This is a genomic window from Pseudoalteromonas sp. 11L1, from assembly GCF_055397545.1.
In genome coordinates, this window is sequence record NZ_AP041141.1 from 2481320 (window position 1) to 2500682 (window position 19363).

Genomic DNA, 19363 nt, shown 5'->3' on the forward strand with positions numbered 1-19363 from the left:
ACGCCACAATGTGGCGTTTTTTTATTCTTTATTTTTGCTGATGAATTTAATAATTAAAGGAACGCCCAACAATGCGCCGCCAATCGCGCCAATTAAATGTGCATCAACAGCCACCGTTGAGTTGATCAATGCGCCTATATCAGCACTAGGGCCATTTATTTGTTCAGCGATTAGCTTTACCCACACACCAATAAACAACACATAACCTGATTTAAGTCCAACAGTGATATCTTTTATGGCTCCCCAAATGATCACGCCATGCAAAACTGCACTAAGCCCTGTGTAAATTGTAATTGTGGGGCAAAACCAAAAAACACCTAAGCCACTCCAAACTGCTAATGTGGCAATATTAAAACTATATCTGCTTGGGGATGTGTACTCACCATGCAATAACCAAATAAGCGCTATACCAGCGCAATTCAGACCTAAGTGTGCCCAATTGGCATGTACAAACTGGCTGGTAAACAAACGCCACACTTGGCCTTGTTCAATCAGTTGACGATTAAATTCAAGTTCGTCATTCATACCCAGCCATGCTAAGAGCGAACTTAATACAATTAAACATAAGGGAGGGAAAATATAGCGCGGCTGAAGAGGTAAATTAAGCATTTAGGGATCATTCTTATATTTATTTTTGCATATTGTGCCTGTTTAACTTTAAGATGCCAATTATCTTCCATGCAATTTAAGTTTATTAAGTGATTATGAATTTTAAGCTCAACTGTTTATTCGCACTGACTCTAAGTGCCTTGTCTTTTCCTTTGTTTGCACAAAACGCTAGCACAATTGAAACACGTGAACCTGAAGCGGCCACAGGTGTTGTACATAAGCAATTAGTGGCTGGCGATAAGTACATGGTAGCCGCCGCTAATCCGTATGCTTCACAAGCAGGTAAAGCCATATTAGCGCAAGGCGGCAGTGCGGTTGATGCCGCTATTGCCACCCAATTAGTACTTACATTAGTTGAGCCGCAATCATCAGGTATTGGCGGTGGTACCTTTATGATGTATTACAATAAAGCTAATAATAAACTCACCAGCTTTGATGGCCGTGAAACCGCGCCGAGTAATGCCGATGAAAACCTGTTTTTAAATAAACACGGCAACGCAGTAAAATGGATTGAAGCGGTTGTAGGTGGCCGCTCTGTAGGCGTACCCGGTATTTTACATGCATTTGCCAGCGCCCATAAACAGTACGGTACCTTACCTTGGCCTAGCTTATTTAAACCTGCGATTAAACTTGCTGAGCAAGGGTTTGAAGTATCGCCTCGGTTACATGGTTTACTGGTTAGACAATTAAACCCAGGCGTAATGAGTATGCCAGTGATTAATGAGTATTTTTTCCCTAATGGCAAAGTAATTGAAGTCGGCAGTATTAAAAAAAATCAGCCATTAGCTAATTTATATAAAGACATTGCTTCTAAGGGAATAGATGCGTTTTATAAAGGCGATAATGCCAAAGCTATGGTAAAAGCAGTACAGCAGTCAAAAATTGCGCCTGGTAAATTATCTGAGCAAGATCTTGCTAATTACAGCAGTAAAGAGCGTGCACCCGTTTGTATAAAATACCGAGTTTATAATGTGTGCTCGATGGCGCCGCCTAGTAGTGGCGGTATCTCAGTACTACAAATTTTAGGCTTGCTTGAACACAAAAACATGGCAAATATTAAAGCCAATAGTGCCGAGGCAATTCATTACTTTAGCCAAGCGTCACGTATTGCGTTTGCCGATCGTAATAAATACATTGGCGATCCTGACTTTACCCAAGTACCTACTCAAGAGTTATTAAATAAAGACTACATTGCCACCCGCGCAAAATTAATTACTGAAAAAGATCAAAAAGCATTGCCAGGCAACCCTGTTGATCACTTAAGCTATGCAAATGATGATTCTTTTGAATTGCCGTCTACCTCGCATGTATCAATTGTGGATAGCAAAGGCAATGCTGTTTCAATGACCAGCTCTATTGAAATGGCGTTTGGCTCAACAGTGATGGTGAATGGTTATATTTTAAACAATCAGCTGACTGATTTTTCACTTTCACCACGTAAAAATGGCAAATTGGTGGCTAACAGGGTCGAAGCACATAAACGTCCGCGCAGCTCAATGTCTCCGGTGATGGTTTTTAACCAAGATGGAAGCTTACGTTTAGTGGTGGGCTCTCCTGGTGGGAGTCGTATTATTGATTATGTAGCGCAAGTTGTTATTGGCGTTTTAGATTGGGATTTAAATGCACAACAAGCCATTAATTTACCGCGTACAACTAATCGTAATGATTATACTAGCCTTGAAAAAGGCACTGAACTTGAAGCGCTTGTACCTAAGCTTAAAAAGCGCGGCCATGATGTACGTGTTATTGACTTAAACTCAGGGCTGCATGCGGTAGAAGTTAAAAACAACCGCTTGTATGGCGCCGCCGATCCGCGCAGAGAAGGGATGGCGTTATCTGATTTAAGTAATAATAAAGCCTCATTTAAATTTTAAAACATGTATAATAAACAGCAGGTTTGCTGCCTGCTGTTTTAAATATAACAGCTTAATAGTTAATAACTATTTGATTGAAAATAGCATGTTAACTAACGTAAAAAATTAGCAAATCTAAAAAATAGCCGTCAATATTGTTGCCATTAAAAAAGAAATCGTTTGTTTAATATGCGTTTAATTTTTAAATCCACAATCGGCAGCTAACATATTCACCAAATATGAGAGGCTTTATACTAAAGTAGCGCTTGTATTTGAACATTTTCAATGGTCTGACAAGCTTAAATGTCATTGCAATTTAGCCTTTAACAATGATAATGGCAGATCATTATTTAAGATTCAGTAAAGCTTGGAAATATGACTACAAATACCGACCCTAATTATCTTTATATTCCTTATTCTGGCCCAGGCCTGATTGAAACCCCATTATTGAATAAAGGAAGTGCTTTTAGCCAAAAAGAACGTGAAAACTTTAATCTTGCAGGTTTACTTCCTCCTCGTTACGAAACGATAGAAGAACAAGTTGAGCGTTGTTACCAACAGTACTCAAGTTTTAATGACAATTTAAATAAGCACATTTATTTACGCGCTATTCAAGACAATAACGAAACGCTTTACTATCGTTTAGTGCGTGATCATATTGAAGAAATGATGCCTATTATTTACACCCCAACGGTGGGTGATGCCTGTGAGAAGTTTTCTGATATTTACCGCAGTGCACGTGGTTTGTTTATTTCCTATGAAGATCGTTTCCAAATCGACGATATTTTACGTAATGCCACTAAAGGCAAAGTTAAAGTTATCGTGGTTACCGATGGCGAGCGTATTTTAGGCTTGGGCGACCAAGGTATTGGCGGTATGGGTATTCCAATTGGTAAGCTTTCTTTGTATACCGCGTGTGGTGGTATTAGCCCAGCATATACATTACCGGTTATGCTTGATGTAGGTACCAATAACGAAAAACTGTTAAACGACCCTATGTACATGGGTGCTCGTCACAAGCGTATTGCGCAAGATGAATACGATGAGTTTTTAGATTTATTCATTAAAGCGGTTAAGCGTCGTTGGCCAAGCGTGTTACTGCAATTTGAAGATTTTGCACAACCAAATGCTATGCCATTATTAAAGCGTTACCGTAATGAGATTTGTAGCTTTAATGATGACATTCAAGGCACTGCATCGGTTACTGTGGGTTCATTATTAGCAGCGTGTCGTGTTAAAGGCGCTAAACTTTCGACTCAAAAAGTTGTGTTTGTAGGCGCAGGATCTGCAGGCTGTGGTATTGCTGAACAAATTGTTAGCACTATGGTGGCCGAAGGTATCAGTGAAGCACAAGCTCGCAGCCAAGTATTTATGGTTGACCGTTTTGGTTTATTAACTGATGGCATGGAAGGCTTACGCGACTTCCAACAAATGTTAGCGCAACCAACGAGCTGCCTAGCCGATTGGACTTACAGCGGCGAATACGCGTCATTATTAGATGTAATGCACTGTGCAGAACCAGATATTTTAATTGGTGTATCAGGTCAACCGGGCTTATTCACTGAGCAAGTTATTCGCGCTATGCACGCAAACTGTGAAGCACCTATTATTTTCCCGTTAAGTAATCCATCTAAACAGGTAGAAGCTTACCCAGAAGATGTTATTAAATGGACTGATGGTAAAGCGATTGTAGCTACAGGTAGTCCATTTGAGCCTGTTGTTTATAACGGCGTTACTTACCCAATTCCTCAATGTAATAACAGCTACATTTTCCCAGGTATTGGCTTAGGTGTAATTGCTGCTAAAGCAACGCGTATTACCGATGCAATGCTAATTATGTCGAGTGAAATGTTGGCAGAGTCATCACCATTAGCTAATACGGGCAAAGGTAGCTTACTACCTGCGTTAACAGAAATTGAAACGCTTAGTAAACGCATTGCATTTGCCGTCGCTAAAAAAGCAATTGAAGAGGGCGTTGCTCTTGAGATTTCAGATGATGCTCTGTGGGCAGCCATCGACAGAAACTACTGGTTACCGAAGTATCGTAACTACAAGCGTTGCAGCATTTAATGCTTCATTACTAAAAAACAGGCTTTTGCCTGTTTTTTTATGCTTGTTCATCTGCAATTAACCACATAAGGTGTTAACTAAGGCAATCAATTTAAAAGGATAGAACTATGAAAACACTTTCGATTTTAACGGCTGCTTTGCTAAGCACGTCAGCCTATGCAACTAATGCCCCTGAAGAGCCTCATATCTATGTAAAAGGTGAAGCATCGGTAACGACTATGCCAGATCATGTTTTATTAACAGTGGGTATTACGGAAATAGATAAAAACTTAATTGCCGCAAAAAAACAAACTGATACGACGATGGCCAGTGCAATTAGTTTAGTAAAAAAACTAGGCGTAGCTGATGCAGATATTAATGCTGGTCAAATCTCAATCTATCGTGATAATCAATATAACCGCGAAACAGGTAAGCAAGAGTTTACCGGGTTTAAAGTATCCAGAACGCTTACAATTAAACTCTCTGCGATTAATAAATACCCTGAGCTTTTACAAAGTTTAGTTAATAACGGTATTAATGAAATTAGACAGACGCAGTTTTTAGCGAGCAACTATGATGAGCTGCACAAAAAAGCACAAAAATTAGCTATTAAACAAGCTAAAGCAGCGGCAAAAGAGTTAACTGATGATTTTGATGTTGAATTGAAAGGCTTATATAGTGCGTCTTTAAGTCCGCTTGATATGCCATCAGTACCTTACATGCGCAGTGAAAAAGTAATGATGGCTGATGGTGCACCGAGTAACTATGTACCCGATGCATATCATGCTGGTGAAATTACAATAAGCGCATCAAGTTACGCAATTTATTATATTGATTAAGCTTTTATAGGTGGGTGGCGCTCAAATCGTGCCACCAACTGCTTTCCTTGTGACTCACTAATACGCACAATGGCATACAGCATATTACTAATCTCTTGACGATCGTATTCGTTAACTATGTGCTGATTAATATCATCAACAATGGCATTTAAATAATTAAACACACTGTTTCGTGCATCCACATTCTCATTAGCAATAAATAAAATATTTTTAAATGCTTCAATAACGTTAGTCATTACATAGGCATCGGCTTTTGCATAATTGCGTAAAGGGGTGAAGTTATCATGAAGCAGTTCATCAAAACTGGTTTCATGAAAGTACAACAATGGTTGCTCATCTTTTTCATAGCATGAATAATTTATTGCATTAATCTTTAGTCGTTCTATTAATAATATACTGAGCATATCAATAGATTTAACGGCAGTACCCGGATCGTTTATTCCTGGGCTCATAGCTTTTACGGCAATTTCTGATATTTGTGTTAACCCATAGCGGTAATGGTCGCTAATGTATTCTTCTATATAAAAAATAAAACAGTCTAAAATTTTCTCAATTAACTCTTCGTTCTCAGATATGTCCTTATTACACTTTAAAAACGGGTAACCTTTAACTGTAAAATAACCTTGCTTAACCGTAATAAACAGCTCAATATTTTCATCTGCTAGTAGGGCACATAATTTATTAGAATGAACCCCTTTGTAGTAACCCTCGGTTGTACTGTTTATTGAATGCCAGTTTGAAAACTCGGGAAAGTTATTAACGGGGTTTTCGTCTTGCATATTGATAATGTCTTGAATTTCTTTTTTTGTTTGCCTAAACAAGCCATTTAATACGTTATCTACTTGTATTGCTTTTGAAATAGAATGAATAAAAAATACAAATAATCCTAAAGATATTAACCCAAAAACAAGCGCAAACAATACGCCAAGTGAGGGAATCGCGGTATTACCATTATCGAGTTTGTTGATATTTATCAGCATTATTATTGAATAAATAATACTACCCAAATAAAACCCTAATACCATTTGGTGTGATTTACGGGTAATGAGCCCAGGAACAACTCGGGGGGATAAGCTAGCACTGGCTGAATTTAATACCACCATCACCATAGAAAAACTAAATACGGTTAACGAAATAATGCTGCCAGCGAGGGTGCTTAAAATGGTACGTGCGTTTTCTGCGCTATCAACTAATATAAATGAAATTAGTGATTTAAGTTTTTCGATGGGGGCTAAGTACTCGACTGACATTGTCAGTACGGCAAAAAATAAAAAAGCAACAGATAATAATGAGGGATAAAACCCAATACTGTTAATTATTTCGCGGTAGCTATTGGTTATTTTTGTTCTTAAATACATATTATCCTTACTTATTACGATACCAATCTATAAATCACTCTAGCATATTTGATACTAAAGTAAGTGATTTTACAGCTTAAGTTATGTGTTATTATTGCTTAAAAATTAAATGGAAAAATACTGTGATTATATCGAGTTATGCGGCTTTACTGGCACTATATTATATTTACCTGAGTATTAATGTTGTAAAAATACGCAAGGCTGAAGGCATTTCACTGGGTAATGGAAGCCATCCTGAGCTTGAACGTGCAACTCGAGCTCATGGGAATTTTATTGAGTATGTACCAATTAGCCTAATTTTACTGTTTTTATTAGAGTATCAAGGCTTAGCAAGTCATTATATGCATGCACTTGGCGGTTTGCTATTTATAAGCCGTGCACTTCATGGCTCAGCTATTAGTACTAACAATTTAAAAGCACGTGTATTAAGTATGATGATGACTTTTGCTATTCTTTTTGTAAGTTCCTTAATTTTATTGTTAAGTCGATAAATAAAGATGCGATCCGCTATTGTTTTTATAAACTTATGTTTTGCCACTTCGTTGGCGTCATTTGTATGGGCAATAGAAAATGACAATAGCAATCAAAGTATTGATGGTTTAAATTATGTTTATCCAAAAACGATGCGAGTTGGTGAAGATGAAATTCTTTATCCGCTAGTTTTATTGAGAACGGCCTTACAATACAGCGGCGCAAAATATACATTAAAAGCATCGAGTATTTCTATGCCTCAAAGCCGCTCATTAAAACAAATTATACATAATGATGAAGTCAACGTTGCATGGACCATGACTTCACAGCAGCGAGAAAAAGAGCTATTGCCCGTAAGAGTGCCTATTTTTAAAGGTTTATACGGGTGGCGTTTACTTGTCACTACACAGAATAAACAAAAACAATTATCAAGCTTAAAAAAAATTGATGACTTTAAAGGTATCCACTTTATTCAAGGTCACGACTGGCCAGATACTCAAGTTTTATTAGATAGTGGATTAACGGTATCAACATCAATTGAATACAGCTCATTATTTAATATGTTAATAAAAGGCAGAGGAGATGTATTTCCTCGATCGTTGCTTGAGGTTGAAACGGAGCTAAATACCTTTAAAGGTGATGCAAAACTTACAACTCTTCCTCAGTTAATACTGCAATACCCAAGTGCAATTTACTTCTTTTTTAGTAAAGATACGCCCGAGTTGGCCTATGCAGTTGAAAATGGCTTAGCGGTCATGCGTAAAAATGGCGAGTTTGACCGCTTATTTAATGCGTATCATCGCAGTGCCATTGAGCACGCAGATATCAAAAATAAGATTATTATTAGATTAGAAAACAAAAACCTACCCTTACTAACACCACTTGATAATACTTCACTTTGGTTTTCAGAAAAAGACATGTAAAACCCCATGAAACAAAAAATATTTATTATTGGCTTACCGCGAACCGGTACCACCAGTGTATGTAATGCATTTTTACATTTTGGTATACCAACTGCTCATACTGCATACACTACCGCCTGTTTTGATAATGCGGTCGCAATTGCAGACACCCCCATATTTAACGATTTTAAAGTATTAGATAAATACTATCCTGGCGCAAAATTTATATATTTAGAGCGAGAGCTTACTACATGGATACCATCAATAAGACAGCTTTTACAGCGAATGCACACTAATTTAATCCGTACAGATGGTGGCTTTAACATTCATTTAAAGCGCTGTTATTTAAATACATTTAAAGACTTTTCACTAGAGAATATAAATAACGATCAGTATTTAACTGATTGTTATAACGTACACATTAATAATGCTAAGGCTTATTTTAGTAATCGAGAACATGATTTTTTAGCGATAGATATTGCCAACCCTAACAGTTTTAGTCAGCTTTGTGATTTTTTAAGTATTACCTCTGAGTTAAATGGCTTTGAAAAAATGAATATGGGGGGTAAGGTCACCGCGTGGAATGATATAAAACATCCATTAAAAATTGAATCGACAGCGAAAGGGCGGATAGATAAATTTTTACCTTATGAGAGACAAATTTAAACCGCGAGCAAAGATTTTTATTTTTAAATACGCTAAAATCCACGCATTATTTTATAAGTTGTATCCATATGTTTGAATTAAAATACCACACGCCATTTGAATGGACCGAAGTTGTTTTAGCCGACTTTGAAACTTTTTTACAAGACCACGCTGCTGCTGAAAAAAAAGCATCGGGCATGGCTATGTCTATGCTTTCACATTACCCTGATAAGCGTAAATTAGTTAAAGCCATGACTGACTTAGCCTTAGAAGAGTTAATTCATTTCAAGCAAGTGCTGAAATTACTCATTGAGCGTGATACTAATTTAGGTGACGATAAAAAAGACCCTTACATTAAACAAATTCGCGCACACTTTAGACATGGACGCGATGGATTTTTAATGGATAGGCTACTCGTTGGCGGTGTAATTGAGGCGAGGGGACACGAACGTTTTTCTTTAGTTGCCGAAGCCTTACCAGAAGGAAAAGAAAAAGATTTTTATGTTGCGATAGCCAAGTCTGAAGAAAAACATAAAAACCTATTTGTTGAACTTGCTTACGAATACTTTGATAAACAAGAAGTTGATGATCGTTTAGAAGAGTTATTAATAATAGAAGCAGAAATTTGTAAAAATATACCATTTACTGCTGCTCTACATTAATACCTAACCACGGCATGTTGACATCAAGTTAGCATGCCAATATAAGTACTTCCCTCTATTGTTATGAAAAATATTGTTTACTAACGCATAACTAGATCAACTTAACTGCACTTAGTTAACACTGCCTAACAATAAACAACTATTATCATTTTAATGTATAGCTTGCTTTAAGGACGTGAACCGATGCAACCAATTAATCATATTGCCGTGCTTACCTCTGGAGGTGATGCTCCAGGGATGAACACCGCTTTATTTGCCATCGTAAAAACCGCTCAACAACAAGGCATAAAAGTGTCAGGAGTTCGAAAAGGATATGAGGGTTTAATTGATAATGATTTAGTGACACTTGATTGCAAAAACCTGCAACAAAGTATGCACTTGGGTGGTACCGTTTTAAAAACCGCACGCAGTGAAAGATTTAGAACGGAGGCAGGTAGACAGCAAGCTTTAGCTACAATTGAACATAATAATATTGATGCCTTAATTGTCATAGGTGGCGATGGTTCTTTTAGAGGCTGTTTATGGTTATCACACATAACCAATATCCCTTATATTGGCATTCCCGGCACCATAGATAACGATATTGCAGGCACAGACTACACTTTAGGATTTGATACAGCAGTAAACACATCAATGCAATGTATTGATAATATTAGAGATACAGCAGAATCTCATAATAGGGTGTTTGTTATTGAAGTTATGGGGCGTGATTCCGGATATATTGGCACTTATGCCGGTTTAACCTCTGGTGCCGATTCAGTATTGATCCCTGAAAATGATAAAGATATCGATGATTTATTGCTAAAGATTAGTGATTATCATAGCGAACACGCATTTATCGTTGTGGTGTCTGAGGGCGATGAAAATGGTGTTGAATATGTATGTGAAAAAATAACTGCCGTAAATCCAAGCATTGATTTACGTGTAACTAAGCTAGGGCACTTGCAGCGCGGCGGAAACCCATCGGCTGCGGATCGTATGTTGGCCATTAGACTGGGTGTACAATGTGTTAAGGCTTTATGTGCTGGAGAAAGCGCTAAAATGGTGGGTATTTTAAATAACACAGTTTCAAATACTCCTATGCAAGATGTTGTAAAACAAGATGTTATAAATGAAGAGCTGCAAGGGCTGTTATCTGTATTTTGCCGCTAACGATTAATTAAATAGGAATAATGAACAATGCGAGATAATAAAAATTATAAAATGATAATTATTAAAGGTATTACAATAAGTTTTTTATTAGCCGATTCAACAGTCGTATTGGCCAAAGATGATTGTGCAGATTTAACGGGATGTGCGAAAAAGCCTGTGAAGTTAACCTCGAGTTATTAGCTTCAAAACACCAAGGTAATTCACACAAAGTTGCAGGTCTTAATAAAGCACTTAATAACATAAACGCATATTGTACCAATGATGGATTAAAAGCAGAGTTACAACAAAAAATAGATGATACAAATTCAGAAATTGAAGAATATAAAAATCGATCTTAAAAAAGCTAAGCGCCAAGGTAAGCATGGCAAAGTTGAAAAGTATCAGCAAAAGCTAAACGACGAAACTAAACAGCTTAAGCAATTAATTGATGAGCTAAATAGTTTGGTTGATTAAAATGTCATTACAGAGTTTTTATATTTAATAAAGTAGAGCATTTTATTGAATATAAATATTATGCGATAAAAGGGCTAAAATACCGTGTTTATAAGTGACGTAATTGCCGATAGTTAGTTTGATTAAGTACACTTTCATCTAATTTAACATAATATAAATTATAGGTAGTGGTATTTAAGTGCATGTGTGGCGCTCTATTTTAATAACTTCAAGCTCGCTAAGTCCAATACTAGACGGTATCGGACATTAAGTGCATTTAAACGACTATTACGGTAATTCATAGTTATCACCTTGAGGTTCCTTAATGCTTAGCTTAATATTAAATCACAAGCCGTAAAAAATGTTGAAGTATTCATATGGAATTTGTACGCCCACTCGAACCAATTTTAATTATTGATGATGTTAAACAAATCCGTGCTGACTTAAGCCAAGTGCTAGCCGGCTTAGGTTTTGATGACATTATTGAGTGTGATAATTTTGATTGTGCTAAACCCTTACTTAGCGAAAAATCACCCAACGTTATATTTTTAGATGTTGATTTACCTGATTCTGAAAGCATCGAAATTTTAGAGTCGATCAATAACGAGCACCCATATGCTCATGTGGTTATGTGCTCAGGCCATAATAGTTTCGAGACCGTACAAAATACTTGGGAACTTGGCGCAAAAGAATTTATAGCCAAGCCTTTCAACGCGCAAAAAGTTGATGCCGTAATGAAACGTTTAGAACTGATAGATTGAAGGACATTATGCAGCACCTAGTTACCACTATTATTGATGACCTATCTACCGTTATATTTGGCAAGCAACAACAAATAAAATTAGCATTAACCTGTTTGTTTAGTGAAGGTCATTTACTAATTGAAGACTTACCAGGTATGGGTAAAACCACTTTATCGCATGCATTAGCTGCTGTTTTGGGCTTATCGTATCAGCGTATTCAATTTACTAGCGATTTATTACCCGCTGATATTATTGGTACCAATATTTTTAATAATAAAGAACACAGTTTTTCATTTCATAAAGGCCCAATATTTAGCCAAGTAGTACTTGCTGATGAAATAAATCGTGCGGGACCTAAAACCCAAAGTGCTTTATTAGAAGCCATGGAAGAACAACAAGTGACCGTAGATGGAGAAAAGTATCCGCTCCCTACTCCGTTTTTTGTTATTGCTACTCAAAACCCTTTATATCAAGCAGGAACTTATCCGCTGCCAGAATCGCAATTAGATCGTTTTTTAATGCGTATAAGCTTAGGCTTTCCACCTAAAAACGCTGAAAAAAGATTACTATTAAACAATCAAAAGCGCGCTTACTCCCAATTACCACAGCGAATTAACCAGCAACAACTTAAACAAATACAAGAATCTATAGCTAATATTACGCTAAGCGCTCCGGTTATTGATTATATAATTGAATTAGTGACTTACACACGAGAGGCTCAATCGTTAGCTGCTTCGCTTTCACCAAGAGCCAGTATGGCGCTGGCAAAATCTGCAAGGGCATGGGCCTATATTGAAGGTCGAGACTTTGTTCTACCTGAAGATGTACAAGCGGTATTTTCTAGTGTGTGCCAGCATCGATTAGGTTTGCATAGTGAGTCTGGCAAAAACCAAATTGCAGACATTTTAAAACATGTTTTAGTGCCCGTTTAGATCAATGGGTATTTTAAAATTAAAACGCCCTACTTTTATTCATGCTATAAAAAGTACAATTTTAACGACTTTATTAAAAAATAAGCACAAAAAAAATAGCATCACTTTAACGCATAATACTATTTATGTTTTGCCTTCCACACTGGGTGTATATTTTACGATTGTTGCACTATTAAATTTTGTAATGGGAATTAATTATCAAAATAATTTAATACTGTTTATGGCGTATTTAATGTTTGTGATTATTATTTTTGCCTTGTTGTTAGGTTATAGCAACGCAAAAGGCTTAACTGTCAGCTTTAAGAATACTATTGAGAGTTATGCGCCACAGCAACCTCAGTTAGTGTGGCAAATAAAATCAAACGACACATGTCAGTCAATCACCTTAAGTTATCCCAATAATTTAGAACAAGACTGCTATATAGAGAGTGTTAAAGCCGATACCATACAATGCCAGTTACCATTGCCTTATTTAAAGCGCGGACTCTATTTACTAAAGCCAATAAAAATTGCCAGTAATTATCCATTTGGTTTGGTGAGTGTATGGAGCTATATTCAACCAGATCATACCGTTTATGTTTACCCTTCAATTATTAAAACACCAAATTACAAACAGTTAAGTCAAATAACTGCTAATGATGATGGTAATGAAAAGCACCAAGGCGATGATGAGTTTGAAAGTTTAATTACTCATTTGCCAGAAATGGGGTTGCAGCGAATTTCGTGGAAACACTACGCAAAAACTCAGCAGTTATTAGTAAAACAATTTAGTGATTTTAAATCTGCCGAGACACAATTTGACTTTAATTTAATGACTGGCGATACCGAGCAACGCTTAGGGCAGTTGTGTTACCTAGTATGCCAAGCGTTTGAAAGCGACATTAAATACTCGTTAAAATTGCCCAATAAATCCATAGAAAATGGCTCAGGAAAGTTTCATCAGCAACGCTGTTTACAAGCCTTAAGTAGTGTAGGCACTGACTATGAATAAGATTAAAAATCAACGCGTTATAAATTTTTCTTTGTCATTTATTTACTTAGGGTTAGTGAGCTTTTTTATAGAGCACTTGCCCCTGCCCTTTATTATTATGCTCAGCATGTTATGTGGCTGGAATATTTATTTAACCCTTAAATACAAGCAAAAGCCCAATGCGTGGCTGGCCAACGGACTCGCTGCAATAGCATTAATTATTATGCTCAGCAGTATTGGCTTTAAAGATACCGTGGTGCTGTTTGTTGCCATGCTTTTGCTGTCATGCGTTTTTAAATTACTACAGGCAAAAACAAAGCAGCATTATCAATTGATCATCACCCTCACATTCTTCTCACTTTCAGCAGTGTATTTGTTTAGCCAAACTATTTTTACCACTTTAATTATTAGTACACTGTATGTTTTAAACTTTGCGGTACTGGGTTTGCTCGAATCGAGTCATAGTCTAAAACTGTCATCAAAACAAAGTGCTAAAATAATGTTTCTGGCTTTTCCTTTGGCAGTTGTACTCTTAATATTTTTACCAAAACTTCCTGCATTTTGGCAATTACCTGGCCCTAAAATGGCACAAACAGGCCTATCGGAACAAGTAGACCCATTTGATATTGCAAAGTTATCAAACTCCGATGAGTTGGTTTTTAGAGCGAAGTTTGATGATAACTCAGCCTCTACCCCTTATTATTGGCGCGCTATTGTACATGATGAATTTGACGGTAACGCTTGGAAAACATCTTCGTTTTTAAAACAAGCAATGAGGTTGCCAACCCAAAATAGCAGCAATGGAAATACCACTCAATACTCAATAATTGCTGAGCCAGCAATGGCTGATTGGTTATATGGGCTTGGCTATGCCAATAGTAACAATGAAAATGTAGTTTCCAACTCAGTGGGCTTGCTGCGTAAAAAACAATATAAATCCAAAGTGTTACAATATTCTGTTAGTACTAAACCATTATCGACTAAGAAGCTTAATAGCGTAGAGCAGCGTTTTTATAAAACGCTTACGGTGAGTAATAACCAAAAAAGTTATCAACTGGCGCAACAGTTAAAAAACAGTAGTGCTAACGCCGATGAGCTTTTTAATAAACTGCTAGATTATTTTTCGCAAAATAATTTCAGTTATACTCTTACGCCAACACCTATGCGCGGTGATGATACGCTTGATCAATTTATGTTTAATAATAAACGTGGCTTTTGTGGTCATTATGCCAGTGCAGCTGCCTTTATTTTTAGAAGTGCTGGTTTACCAGCGCGGGTAGTTAGCGGATATTTAGGCGGCGAGTACAATCAAAGCAATGACTATATTACCGTTCGTCAATACGATGCGCATGCTTGGGTTGAGGTTTATACTAATGCAGGCTGGAGAATATTTGATGCAACAGCGGTTGTTGCGCCCGAACGATTAAATGGTTCTTTATCACAGAGTGCTGCATTAAATGATGAATTTAAAAATAATATTAATTTTGGTTTAGTTAGCTTAAGTAATTATGCTGCCATAAACTGGCTTCGCCTTGAATTGGAAAACCTCGATTATCAATGGTCTAGTTGGGTGCTGGGATTTGATAAAAATAAACAACAAGATTTATTAGCGTCCCTATTTGGTAACACTTATGTTTGGTTAGTACCGCTTGGAGTTATTATTGTTTTAATTTTAAGTTTTAGTGCTTATTTTATTTATATAAACCGCCCCAAGCCAACAACAAAACAACCTCCGCTGGTAAAAGAGTATTATCAAATACTCAGTTGGGCTAATAAGCACACTATAAACTACCCTGAAAATGCTACGCCTATTCAAACATTACAACACATTAGTCAACAAGCCCCCTATGCAGAGCAACAAATAACCGCCTTTTGTCACTTATTTGAGCAAGTGCGCTATGCGAGACAACCATTTACCAAAGAACGTAAAAATCAGGCTAAAGATCTGATAAAATTAATTAAATCTATAAAACAGAGAAATCTATGAACGCAGTTATTATAGGCGTTATTTTAATGCTTGGACTCACTTTGGTCCGCGTAAATGTGATTGTTGCAATGACAATAAGTGCGCTTGTTGCCGGATTAACCGCAGGCATGGGCTTAAAAGAAAGTATTGATGCTTTTAATTCTGGCTTATCATCAGGCGCCGAAATTGCTTTAAGCTATGCGATGCTAGGTGCATTTGCCGTCGCTATCTCTAAGTCAGGCTTAACGCGTATTTTGGCCGCTAAGTTACTCGCTAAAGTAAATGCTCAAACAGGCTCTAGTGAAACCATATTAAGCTACTTTATTCTGTTTATTATTTTGATTTGTGCTATCTCTTCTCAAAACTTGGTGCCGGTGCATATCGCTTTTATTCCCATTTTGATCCCGCCGCTGCTTGTGGTGTTTAATAAACTGCGGTTAGATAGACGTGCCATTGCTTGTATTTTAACCTTTGGTTTAGCCACCTCGTATATGGTGCTGCCGTATGGTTTTGGGGGGATTTATTTATACTCAATATTACATAAAAATCTAGTTGATAATGGCCTTGAGATTGTTAATACCAGTGTCCCTTTAGCAATGATAATTCCAGCTATTGGTATGTTTGTCGGCTTGTTGATTGCCCTATTTATTAGTTATCGAAAACGCCGCGAATACACAAGCACAGCATTAACTGTGCAAAGCCAACAAGCTAATGTTGAAAACCCAAAAAAGGTAATGCTAGTTGGTTTATTTGCCGTGCTTGCTTCTCTGATCGCTCAAAATGCCAGTGGCTCAATGATATTAGGTGGCCTAGTCGGGGTGGTTATATTTAGTGTATTTGGTGTGGTTAAGTGGGAAGAAAACGGCGACGTATTTAGTAAGGGTGTTGCCATGATGGCAATGATTGGTTTTATTATGATTTCAGCGCAAGGTTTTGCTGCGGTAATGAAAGAAACCGGACACGTTGCTAGCCTAGTCCATAGCAGCGCCACCATTTTTGACGGTAATAAACCCATAGCTGCCGCAGTAATTTTATTGGTCGGCTTATTTATAACTATGGGCATTGGTAGTTCATTTTCAACTGTGCCAATAATTGCCACTTTATTTGTGCCTTTATGTTTAGAGCTAAACTTTTCTGTAATGGCAACCGCTGCGCTTGTTGGTACTGCTGGCGCATTAGGCGATGCTGGCTCCCCTGCCTCTGACTCTACTCTAGGGCCAACATCAGGACTTAATGCTGACGGACAACACGACCACATTTGGGATTCGGTTGTGCCAACCTTTATTCACTTTAATATTCCGTTATTGGTGTTTGGCTGGATAGCCGCTATGGTTTTATAGTTATTTAAAGGCGTGCATTGCACGCCTTTTTATTAGTCTCATTTATTACTTTAATACGCCCTGCTCATTGAAAAACTAATACTTTTTATTATATTCAATTGCTAAGTTGTCCATTAGATGAATATAGTATGATGTGTTCTTTATGGTTAATAATATAAGCACCATAATTGGTGCTTATATTATTTTTACTGTTAGGTGTTATAACTCAAAACCATGCAGCATTTTGTCACACACGACAGGTGTTGGCCTGTGGTTATCATCAACAGCAACAAAGGTAAAGCTGCCTGTAATAGCAGAGTGCTTGTTATCTTTGTGCATAGTTTCTAGGAATATTTCAACATCCACTTTTAAACTGGTATTCCCCACATGCGATACCTTTGATATCAACTCAGCAAATGAACCAGCAGGAATAGCTTCTTTAAAGTCGACTCTATCTGATGAAATAGTTACTAATGGTTTACGGCAAAAACGGGTGGCAGCTATAAAAGCAACTTCATCCATCCATGCTAATGCGTCACCACCAAATAGCGTATTATGATGGTTAGTACGCCCAGGAAATACGGCTTTAGTTACCGAAGTGGTCGAATCTTTTATACGTTGCGCAATAATGGCTTCGCGCTCTACTTGAGTCATAATCTCTACTTTTTGTTAGCTAATGTGTCTTGCATTAATAATGCAGGGTCAAGGCGTTCACCTTGCCAATTAAATCGCCAATCTAAATGCGGCCCAGTTACACGGCCCGTAGCACCTATTTCAGCTACCTTTGTACCTTGTTCAATCTTCTGCCCTACTTTTACATCAAGCTTACTTAAATGAATATAAGTAGAAGTAACCCCATGCCCATGATCTAAAATCAAAGTACCACCAGAGTAATATAAATCTGGTTCAGCAAACACCACGGTTCCGCTGATCGGTGCATACACAGGTGAACCTGTTTTGTTTGCTATATCTAAACCAAAGTGTGGCCTACGAGGTTCGCCATTAAAGTAACGTTGGCTACCATAAACACCTGAAATGCGTCCTTTTGCAGGCCTAAGTACTGGCTGTAAAAAGTATTCTAAATCAGAGTTAACAGCCCGTGCTTTTCGTACTGCGATCGCTTCACGGCTAATACGTTCACTTACCGCTTTTGGCGGCGATACGTATTTTTTAGCAACACCGGTAATTTTATCTATATCGTAATCGCGAAGAGTAATAACTAAATCTTGGCTGTGGTTTTTACCGGTTTTATCTACCCAGCTTAATGTATGTACAGGTTTTGCATCACGGCCAAAACCAAATACAAATAACCCATTATCAGCAAGTTTTAACGACTTACCATTGAGGCTTACCGACTTAGCGTTATCTAATTGCCCTGTTACTAGGCCGCCTTGAGTTAAATGCCCTTTTAGCTCAAGCGCTATAGCACTAAAGCTAGTTGATACAATTAACGCCGAAACTAATAAGGATTTAAGCATAACTAATCGACCCCTTTCCAACACCTTCATAGGCGGTAATTTTAACGTCTTTTTCTGGGTGCTCTAATTTCACTTGGCTGGCAATGTAGTCAGCAATACATTCTACCGTGGTATCAATTGGTAAAATGTCGCAACGTGATTCACTAATAGCCATTTCAAAGTAACCTTGCGCCGCAGTATACGCAAAACAAACATCATCACCTTTAGCTGAGATATGTTTTAATTCAGAGGCGTTTATTTGATCTTCACTAGATGCTAAGTAAATATCACGCCATTTATCAGCCCACTGTTTTTGCAAACGAGGCATAGAAATACCGCCAAGGCTTATACCAATTTGTGAGCGATGACCATGAATAATACGCTGGCAATTACCGTCATGCTTTTTAAGTCCATGGCTATAGTGGTAATAAAAGCTCTGATTGTGCTCAGGCTTTAACACCAACTCAATCTTTTCAATATTATCAGGAAGCTGTGGAAGTATTGTGGCAACTAAGTACTCTGTTACTGATTCAACGTTAATCTCATCAGTATCTATTAAGCAATATGCTTGATGAGGCGCACTCATTGCAAGGTGCTTGTTATCAGCAAATGTACAATCCAATGTTTTGTGATCAGCAAACTCGTTGATGCTGCCGTTTATGTTGTTAGGGACAGCTAAACGGTGATCTATACACTCATCAATAATGCCTTTAATTTGCTTTTTAACTAAGCCAAAGTCTAAAACCATAGACTCTTCGTTTAGTTTGCCATGTAAAGTCAAATCAACAATCCAACTTTCGCCAACTGCACCGCGTTTATTGCATAAGTAAGAAAAATCAATCACAGTGAGTGAGTTAACAAAAAGGGTCATAAATTTCCTTTAAACTGATTAAAAGTCAGCCCCAATTATAATGATTTCTGTTAGTAATTGCGCGGTTTAATCATACTAAAATCAGTTGCATTTACTGATTGCTTATAATTAAACCATTTTTTAACTGCTCCGA

Annotated in this window: 20 protein-coding genes; 15 read left to right on the forward strand and 5 right to left on the reverse strand. The window is 37.4% G+C overall.

Going from position 1 to position 19363, the window contains the following annotated elements; genetic code table 11:
* Window positions 1–21: 21 nt before the first annotated feature.
* Window positions 22–609, reverse strand: a complete 588-nt coding sequence (gene rrtA / locus ACZ5WS_RS11675) for a rhombosortase (RefSeq protein WP_464708705.1) — start codon at window positions 607–609, stop codon at window positions 22–24.
* Between the two features lie 95 nt (window positions 610–704).
* Between rrtA and ggt the strand changes: the two genes are divergently transcribed.
* From ggt to ACZ5WS_RS11690, 3 genes are all read left to right on the forward strand, one after another.
* Entirely contained in the window at window positions 705–2483 is a 1779-nt protein-coding gene (gene ggt / locus ACZ5WS_RS11680) for a gamma-glutamyltransferase (protein ID WP_464708706.1), read from the forward strand.
* A 354-nt stretch (window positions 2484–2837) separates the two neighbouring features.
* Window positions 2838–4532 carry an NAD-dependent malic enzyme gene (locus tag ACZ5WS_RS11685; protein WP_010389997.1) on the forward strand — a complete coding sequence of 565 codons (1695 nt, stop codon included), beginning with the start codon at window positions 2838–2840 and terminating at the stop codon, window positions 4530–4532.
* Window positions 4533–4639: 107 nt separating this feature from the next.
* The gene (locus ACZ5WS_RS11690; RefSeq protein ID WP_010389996.1) at window positions 4640–5350 is read left to right on the forward strand and encodes an SIMPL domain-containing protein; all 711 of its coding nucleotides are present in this window, start codon (window positions 4640–4642) and stop codon (window positions 5348–5350) included.
* Here ACZ5WS_RS11690 and ACZ5WS_RS11695 read toward each other — a convergent pair.
* Entirely contained in the window at window positions 5347–6708 is a 1362-nt protein-coding gene (locus ACZ5WS_RS11695; RefSeq protein WP_464708707.1) for a DUF2254 domain-containing protein, read from the reverse strand. The genes ACZ5WS_RS11690 and ACZ5WS_RS11695 overlap by 4 nt on opposite strands.
* 122 nt (window positions 6709–6830) lie before the next feature.
* Here ACZ5WS_RS11695 and ACZ5WS_RS11700 point away from each other — a divergent pair, with 122 nt between their 5' ends.
* The 12 genes from ACZ5WS_RS11700 (at window position 6831) to ACZ5WS_RS11755 (ending at window position 16923) form a co-directional block, all read left to right on the forward strand.
* Entirely contained in the window at window positions 6831–7199 is a 369-nt protein-coding gene (locus ACZ5WS_RS11700) for an MAPEG family protein (protein WP_464708708.1), read from the forward strand.
* A 6-nt stretch (window positions 7200–7205) separates the two neighbouring features.
* Entirely contained in the window at window positions 7206–8102 is an 897-nt protein-coding gene (locus tag ACZ5WS_RS11705; RefSeq protein ID WP_464708709.1) for a hypothetical protein, read from the forward strand.
* A gap of 6 nt (window positions 8103–8108) precedes the next feature.
* Window positions 8109–8747, forward strand: a complete 639-nt coding sequence (locus ACZ5WS_RS11710; protein WP_008114633.1) for a sulfotransferase — start codon at window positions 8109–8111, stop codon at window positions 8745–8747.
* A gap of 68 nt (window positions 8748–8815) precedes the next feature.
* Window positions 8816–9388 (forward strand): MiaE family protein, encoded by a 573-nt coding sequence (locus tag ACZ5WS_RS11715; protein WP_008114635.1) that lies wholly within the window; start codon window positions 8816–8818, stop codon window positions 9386–9388.
* Between the two features lie 183 nt (window positions 9389–9571).
* Entirely contained in the window at window positions 9572–10540 is a 969-nt protein-coding gene (locus tag ACZ5WS_RS11720) for an ATP-dependent 6-phosphofructokinase (RefSeq protein ID WP_464708710.1), read from the forward strand.
* 140 nt (window positions 10541–10680) lie between these two features.
* Complete coding sequence (locus tag ACZ5WS_RS11725; RefSeq protein WP_464708711.1) at window positions 10681–10878, forward strand: DUF1090 family protein; 198 nt, start codon at window positions 10681–10683, stop codon at window positions 10876–10878.
* On the forward strand, window positions 10853–10993 hold the full coding sequence (locus ACZ5WS_RS11730; protein ID WP_464708712.1) for a hypothetical protein: 141 nt from the start codon (window positions 10853–10855) through the stop codon (window positions 10991–10993). Before ACZ5WS_RS11725 ends, ACZ5WS_RS11730 begins: the two co-directional genes overlap by 26 nt.
* 356 nt (window positions 10994–11349) lie before the next feature.
* Window positions 11350–11733 carry a response regulator gene (locus tag ACZ5WS_RS11735; protein ID WP_055012203.1) on the forward strand — a complete coding sequence of 128 codons (384 nt, stop codon included), beginning with the start codon at window positions 11350–11352 and terminating at the stop codon, window positions 11731–11733.
* An 8-nt stretch (window positions 11734–11741) separates the two neighbouring features.
* Window positions 11742–12647, forward strand: a complete 906-nt coding sequence (locus ACZ5WS_RS11740) for an AAA family ATPase (RefSeq protein ID WP_464708713.1) — start codon at window positions 11742–11744, stop codon at window positions 12645–12647.
* Window positions 12648–12651: 4 nt separating this feature from the next.
* Window positions 12652–13638, forward strand: a complete 987-nt coding sequence (locus ACZ5WS_RS11745; RefSeq protein WP_464708714.1) for a DUF58 domain-containing protein — start codon at window positions 12652–12654, stop codon at window positions 13636–13638.
* On the forward strand, window positions 13631–15604 hold the full coding sequence (locus tag ACZ5WS_RS11750) for a transglutaminase TgpA family protein (RefSeq protein WP_464708715.1): 1974 nt from the start codon (window positions 13631–13633) through the stop codon (window positions 15602–15604). Before ACZ5WS_RS11745 ends, ACZ5WS_RS11750 begins: the two co-directional genes overlap by 8 nt.
* Window positions 15601–16923 (forward strand): Na+/H+ antiporter family protein, encoded by a 1323-nt coding sequence (locus tag ACZ5WS_RS11755; RefSeq protein ID WP_464708716.1) that lies wholly within the window; start codon window positions 15601–15603, stop codon window positions 16921–16923. Before ACZ5WS_RS11750 ends, ACZ5WS_RS11755 begins: the two co-directional genes overlap by 4 nt.
* A gap of 198 nt (window positions 16924–17121) precedes the next feature.
* On the opposite strand, the gene ACZ5WS_RS11760 is transcribed toward ACZ5WS_RS11755, so the two are convergent.
* The 3 genes from ACZ5WS_RS11760 to ACZ5WS_RS11770 are packed head-to-tail and all read right to left on the reverse strand — an operon-like array spanning window position 17122 to window position 19230.
* Window positions 17122–17556 carry an acyl-CoA thioesterase gene (locus ACZ5WS_RS11760; protein WP_008114650.1) on the reverse strand — a complete coding sequence of 145 codons (435 nt, stop codon included), beginning with the start codon at window positions 17554–17556 and terminating at the stop codon, window positions 17122–17124.
* Between the two features lie 5 nt (window positions 17557–17561).
* A complete protein-coding gene (locus ACZ5WS_RS11765) occupies window positions 17562–18380 on the reverse strand; it encodes a M23 family metallopeptidase (RefSeq protein ID WP_138622026.1) in 819 nt (272 codons plus the stop codon).
* Window positions 18373–19230, reverse strand: coding sequence for a 6-carboxytetrahydropterin synthase (locus tag ACZ5WS_RS11770; protein WP_464708717.1), 858 nt, complete (start codon window positions 19228–19230; stop codon window positions 18373–18375). Before ACZ5WS_RS11770 ends, ACZ5WS_RS11765 begins: the two co-directional genes overlap by 8 nt.
* Between the last annotated feature and the right edge of the window lie 133 nt (window positions 19231–19363).

Bases quoted from the DNA above. Each gene is read 5' to 3' on its own strand.
- ACZ5WS_RS11685 (WP_010389997.1), top strand. From the start codon at position 2,838: ATGACTACAAATACCGACCCTAATTATCTTTATATTCCTTATTCTGGC.
- ACZ5WS_RS11755 (WP_464708716.1), top strand. From the start codon at position 15,601: ATGAACGCAGTTATTATAGGCGTTATTTTAATGCTTGGACTCACTTTG.
- ACZ5WS_RS11690 (WP_010389996.1), top strand. From the start codon at position 4,640: ATGAAAACACTTTCGATTTTAACGGCTGCTTTGCTAAGCACGTCAGCC.
- ACZ5WS_RS11735 (WP_055012203.1), top strand. From the start codon at position 11,350: ATGGAATTTGTACGCCCACTCGAACCAATTTTAATTATTGATGATGTT.
- ACZ5WS_RS11725 (WP_464708711.1), top strand. From the start codon at position 10,681: ATGTGCGAAAAAGCCTGTGAAGTTAACCTCGAGTTATTAGCTTCAAAA.
- ACZ5WS_RS11745 (WP_464708714.1), top strand. From the start codon at position 12,652: ATGGGTATTTTAAAATTAAAACGCCCTACTTTTATTCATGCTATAAAA.
- ACZ5WS_RS11765 (WP_138622026.1), bottom strand. From the start codon at position 18,380: ATGCTTAAATCCTTATTAGTTTCGGCGTTAATTGTATCAACTAGCTTT.
- ACZ5WS_RS11705 (WP_464708709.1), top strand. From the start codon at position 7,206: ATGCGATCCGCTATTGTTTTTATAAACTTATGTTTTGCCACTTCGTTG.
- ACZ5WS_RS11770 (WP_464708717.1), bottom strand. From the start codon at position 19,230: ATGACCCTTTTTGTTAACTCACTCACTGTGATTGATTTTTCTTACTTA.
- ACZ5WS_RS11695 (WP_464708707.1), bottom strand. From the start codon at position 6,708: ATGTATTTAAGAACAAAAATAACCAATAGCTACCGCGAAATAATTAAC.
- ACZ5WS_RS11760 (WP_008114650.1), bottom strand. From the start codon at position 17,556: ATGACTCAAGTAGAGCGCGAAGCCATTATTGCGCAACGTATAAAAGAT.
- ACZ5WS_RS11715 (WP_008114635.1), top strand. From the start codon at position 8,816: ATGTTTGAATTAAAATACCACACGCCATTTGAATGGACCGAAGTTGTT.
- ggt (WP_464708706.1), top strand. From the start codon at position 705: ATGAATTTTAAGCTCAACTGTTTATTCGCACTGACTCTAAGTGCCTTG.
- ACZ5WS_RS11710 (WP_008114633.1), top strand. From the start codon at position 8,109: ATGAAACAAAAAATATTTATTATTGGCTTACCGCGAACCGGTACCACC.
- ACZ5WS_RS11750 (WP_464708715.1), top strand. From the start codon at position 13,631: ATGAATAAGATTAAAAATCAACGCGTTATAAATTTTTCTTTGTCATTT.
- ACZ5WS_RS11740 (WP_464708713.1), top strand. From the start codon at position 11,742: ATGCAGCACCTAGTTACCACTATTATTGATGACCTATCTACCGTTATA.
- ACZ5WS_RS11720 (WP_464708710.1), top strand. From the start codon at position 9,572: ATGCAACCAATTAATCATATTGCCGTGCTTACCTCTGGAGGTGATGCT.
- rrtA (WP_464708705.1), bottom strand. From the start codon at position 609: ATGCTTAATTTACCTCTTCAGCCGCGCTATATTTTCCCTCCCTTATGT.